The organism is Lonsdalea iberica (assembly GCF_002111585.1).
In the GTDB taxonomy this organism is placed as follows: Bacteria; Pseudomonadota; Gammaproteobacteria; order Enterobacterales; family Enterobacteriaceae; genus Lonsdalea; species Lonsdalea iberica.
Window position 1 is genome coordinate 1 of sequence record NZ_LUTP01000120.1, and the last position, 925, is coordinate 925.

The 925-nt window shown below is 59.4% G+C and carries 2 protein-coding genes; both read right to left on the reverse strand.

The genetic code is table 11. The features are described from left to right. Positions 1-27 precede the first annotated feature (27 nt). Complete coding sequence (locus AU511_RS16990; RefSeq protein WP_094110372.1) at positions 28-435, reverse strand: DUF1795 domain-containing protein; 408 nt, start codon at positions 433-435, stop codon at positions 28-30. A gap of 14 nt (positions 436-449) precedes the next feature. Continuing rightward, positions 450-925 (reverse strand): bacteriophage T4 gp5 trimerisation domain-containing protein (locus tag AU511_RS16995; RefSeq protein WP_420843471.1); only part of this gene is annotated, 476 nt, incomplete at its 5' end.

Here is a 925-nt window from a genome sequence, read left to right on the forward strand (position 1 = left end):
GTATGTCATTCAGCATGTCGACTCCCTTCAGGATGCGCTTTTAAAGCTCTCCACCACCGCTAACATCGCCGTTTTCTGCTCTTCCCGCAGTTCGCCCGCCGCCGTGACGGTAAACGTCAGCAGCCGCTGACCGCGCACCTGCATCACCACCACCTGATGCATCGGCCCCTCCGTCGAGCGCCAGGTGTACTCCAGCGCGCGCGCCGGCTCGCCATCCAGCGTGAGTTCCCAGGCGGCGCGCTCTTCATAATTTTTCAGGTGCGCGGCGAACTGCTCCAGCGTCTGCTGATAGACCGTCTCCGGCGTCAGGCCGAATTCAATCGGCGTGCGGTTGACCACCAGATTGGCCGTGTCGCCCGGCAGCACAAACACATGGAGGGATTCGTCGCGCCAGTCCGCTGGGATCGCCAGCGTGCCTTCATTCATCTGATACATTGCGTTGCCGTCCTTTAGTTCAAATCGATGCGGGTGCCGTTGAGTACGATGTTCTTGCCCACGATATTGATGTCGCCATCCTGAGTGATGAGGATATAGCCGCTGCGGGTGCCAATCTGGATGCTGCCCTCCAGCGACTGAAGGGTGATGTTGCCCTTGACGTTCAGCGTCTCGGCCTCGTTCACCACCGTGCTGCGGTTTTTCGTCACGGTTATCGTCTGCTGTCCCTGGATTTCCGTTACCTGATCGCCCTGTACCGACACCGTCTGATTGCGCTGCACCACCTGCGTCTGGTCGCGCCCGACGTTCTCGCTGTGATCGACGTTGACCGAGGTGCTGCGGTTATTCAGTACCACGGTGTTCATGTCTTTCTGGGCATGCAGGAACAGCTCTTCCTGCCCGGCCTGATCTTCAAAGCGCAGTTCGTTGAAGCCGACCCCTTTGTGGGTCGAGCTCTTGATACTCATGCGGGTCTTGTGCGCCGGCAGCT

What these genes read in the sequence shown, in the direction of transcription:
- AU511_RS16990 (WP_094110372.1), bottom strand. Translation starts at nt 435, where the DNA reads ATGTATCAGATGAATGAAGGCACGCTGGCGATCCCAGCGGACTGGCGC.